Annotated in this window: 2 protein-coding genes and 1 pseudogene; 1 reads left to right on the top strand and 2 read right to left on the bottom strand. The window is 69.6% G+C overall.

Annotated elements, in window-relative coordinates; translation table 11 throughout:
• Together QK444_RS34150 and QK444_RS34145 are read right to left on the bottom strand one after the other, a co-directional pair.
• Positions 1-389: pseudogene (locus QK444_RS34150) on the bottom strand (protein p60 precursor); the annotation flags it as partial.
• Positions 390-550: 161 nt separating this feature from the next.
• Positions 551-1183, bottom strand: coding sequence for a C40 family peptidase (locus tag QK444_RS34145; RefSeq protein WP_282786144.1), 633 nt, complete (start codon positions 1181-1183; stop codon positions 551-553).
• Positions 1184-1729: 546 nt separating this feature from the next.
• Here QK444_RS34145 and QK444_RS34140 point away from each other — a divergent pair.
• On the top strand, positions 1730-3606 hold a 1877-nt coding region (locus QK444_RS34140; RefSeq protein ID WP_282786143.1), incomplete at its 3' end, for a DEDD exonuclease domain-containing protein.

Genomic DNA, 3606 nt, shown 5'->3' with positions numbered 1-3606 from the left:
GCCAGCGTGGACATCTGGTCGAGGAGCTGCTGCGGTGAACTACTGGCCAGCAGCGCGGTGAGCTGGTTGTTGCGGCCGCCGGTATAGGCGGCGGCCGCCGCGCGGTCGATGACCGGCCGGTACTTCTCGATTTCGGCGCGGGCGTCACCGAGGACCCGGGCGGCTTCGGCGGCCGTGGCATCGGCGGCCTCGGCGGCGGCGACCTTGGCATCGAGATCGGCCTGGGCGTTGAGCGCGGCCTGATTGAGCTGTTCGGACTGCCGGGACAGATCCACCAGGGTGGTGACGGCCTCACCGGCGGTGGCGGGGGTGGTGACCGGGTCGGCGGTGGCCGGGCCGCCTCCGTAACCGGCGACGACCAGGACGCCGACCGTCAGAGCCCCGCCCACGAGTCGTTTGGTTCGCTGTATCCGCTGCTGCGCTGCCACCGTCGGCGTGTCCCCGTCTCTTACCCCGAGTTGGAAAGAAAGGTCTCGATAAGGTTACGAAACGGCGGCCGTGCGTGTCCAGTAGGACACGAAAGGGTCACGGCCGCCGGGGATTTCGCAGGTCAGACGCGACGGGCTCCGGTGAACGGCATCGAGGAGATGGGGGCCACCTTCACCGGCTGGCCGGAGGTGGAGGCATGCACGACCTCACCGTTGCCGACGTAGATGCCGGAGTGGCCGCCGCCGTAGAACGACACGATGTCGCCGGGCCGCAGCGCGTCGTAGGAGACCGGGGTGCCGGCATTGAGCTGTTCGTAGCTGGTGCGCGGCAGCTGCACACCGGCCTGGGCGTAGGACCACTTCACCAGCCCCGAGCAGTCGAAGGCGTTCGGGCCCGCGGCGCCGTACACGTACGGCGCGCCGACCTTGCTCAGCGCGGCGTCGACGGCGAGTTCGCCCGCGGTCTTCTGCGGGGCGACGAACGGGGCGGGCGCGGGCGGCACCTCGACACCCGGAATCGGCGGGATCACGACCGGCACGGACTCCGGCACACCCGGAATGCCCGCGGGCAGCTGAACCTGATCGGGGACGTCGAAGGTGCCGACGCCGGGGATGGTCACCGGCTGCGCCGATGCGGGGGCGGCGGGCAGCAGCAGCGCGCTCAGCGTGGCAGCGCCGACGGCGCCGGCCGCGACGGCTCGCTGCGCACTGCGCTGCACGCCCCGGGCCTGTCGCTTGACGGTGTTGGTCGCCATGGTGAGGTACTTCCAATCTGCCCCGCGACGCCGCACCGGTTTGGTGGGTCGGACTCCGCGAGGTCTCAGGAAGATTACGAGCCGATAACGGTGGTTTGTAAACCCGAAGTCGTACCCGGACTACGCCAAATTGTTGACCACCCCTATTTCGGTGCGACAAAAGTCACAGCAATCACGAAACAATAACGACGGCCGTTTCGCCGGGAGCGTCGCGACGGCTACCGAGTGGTAGCGCGCGCTCATCCATAGCGCGCTCTATCTCGGCTATCACCGAATATCCCCCGGTCAGGCACATAGTCATTGATCAGGACACGCCCGACCCCGCGACCCGCCGCGCCGACATGCCCGGCAACCCGGCCGTGCGCACCGGGCGACCCACCGGACCGCCCGGTCACCCCGTTCACATTGATAGACAATGCAAATAACTGTGACCCTGGCCACAAAGAGGCATACTTTCGCAATTCGGGTCATTCATCTCGAGAATCTCGGTCAGATAAACGGACATTTCCGTCGTGGAAAACATGTCGGACCCCCGGCCTACGCTTGCTGGCCGTGCCCGAGCAGCTCGCCTTCGACGACCTCGACACTCCGCTCTACGCCACGACTTTCGTGGTCGTGGACCTGGAGACCACCGGAACCAGCCCCGAGGGCGACGCCATCACCGAGATCGGCGCGGTGAAGGTGCGCGGTGGCGAGGTACTGGGCGAGTTCGCCACCCTGGTGAACCCGGGGCGGTCGATTCCGCCGCAGATCGTGCAGGTCACCGGCATCACCACCGCCATGGTCTATGACGCCCCCCGGATCGACGCGGTCCTGCCCGGCTTCCTGGAGTTCGCCGCGGGTGCGGTGCTGGTGGCCCACAACGCACGCTTCGACCTCGGTTTCCTGAAGGCGGCGGCGTTGCGCTGTGAGCTGGCCTGGCCCGCGTTCCAGGTGGTGTGCACGGTGCAGCTGGCACGGCGCATCCTGGGCCGCGACGAGGCCCCCTCGGTGAAGTTGTCGGTGCTGGCGCAGTTGCTGGGCGCGGAGACGACGCCCATGCACCGCGCGCTCGACGATGCCCGCGCCACCGTGGACGTGCTGCACGCGCTCATCGGTCGGGTCGGGAATCTGGGCGTGCACAGCCTCACCGAACTCGTCGACTATCTGCCGGAGGTCACGCGGCAGCAGCGCGCCAAACGCGTACTGGCGGTGGATCTTCCGACCGCGCCCGGGGTGTATCTGTTCCGCGGCCCCTCCGATGAGGTCCTCTATGTAGGGACAGCGGTCAATCTGCGCCGCCGGGTGCGCGGCTACTTCACCGATTCGGAGACCCGACCGCGAATGCGGGAGATGGTGCGGCTGGCCACCCGGGTCGACCACGTGGTGTGCGCGCACGGGCTCGAGGCCGGGGTGCGGGAGCTGCGGTTGCTCATGGCGCACGCGCCGCCGTACAACCGCCGGTCGAAGTTCCCGCAGCGGGCGTGGTGGCTCACGCTCACCGAGGAGCCGTTCCCCCGTTTCGCGGTCTCGCGGACGCCGACGCGATACAGCCTGGGGCCCTTCAGATCTCGGGCGGACGCGGCCGAAGTGGGGGTGACGATCGCCGAGTACACCGGCCTGCGCACCTGCACCGTCCGCATCCCGCGCGAGGGCCGCCATGAGTGCCCGCCCGCCGTGGTCGGCGGTTGCCCGGCGAGCGCCCGAAACGCACCCCTGTATATAAAGGAGTACAACCGCGCTCCCGAAGCGGTCCGCGCACTGTTCACCGGCCGCTCCGACGAACCCCTGCATGACATTCGCGCACGCATCGAAACCTATTCCAACGCAGAGACTTTCGAATCCGCCGCCCGACTCCGCGACCGCCTGGCCACCGTCCTGCGCGCACTGCGCCGCACCCAGCGCCTGGCCGCCCTGGCCCGCATCCCCGAACTGATCGCCGCCCGCCCCGACGGCGCGGGCGGCTGGGAGTTCGCCGTCATCCGCCACGCCCGCCTGGCCGCCGCCGGAACCGCAGCCCGCGGCGTACCCCCCATGCCGGTCGTCGACCACCTGGTCGCCGCCGCCGAAACCGTCATCCCCACCCACCTCCACGACAGCACTCCCCCCGACGCGACCGCACCCGATCCGACACCACCGCCCGGCACGCCCGGCCGAACGCCGAAACCCGCACTCGGCACACCCGACCAGACCCCAGGCCACACACCCGGCACACCCGACCCAACCCCGGGCTACACACTCCCCGCGCCGGGCCACACCTCGGGATACACACCACCCAGCACACCCGACCGCATGCCCGCTGGCGACATCCTCGACGACGGCCCGTATCCCCCACTGCGCGGCGCACTTCCGGAGGAGGCCGCCCTCCTCGCCCGCTGGCTGGAGCAACCCGGCACCCGCATCGTCCGCACCTCCGACGGCTACGGCGAACCCCGCCTCGGTGC

The sequence above is a fragment of the Nocardia sp. CC201C genome, assembly GCF_030010695.1.
Taxonomy (GTDB): Bacteria; Actinomycetota; Actinomycetes; order Mycobacteriales; family Mycobacteriaceae; genus Nocardia; species Nocardia otitidiscaviarum.
This window is presented reverse-complemented; position numbering and strand designations above follow the sequence as displayed.

Excerpts from the sequence above, each read along its gene's own strand:
- QK444_RS34145 (WP_282786144.1), bottom strand. The coding sequence starts at position 1,183 with ATGGCGACCAACACCGTCAAGCGACAGGCCCGGGGCGTGCAGCGCAGT.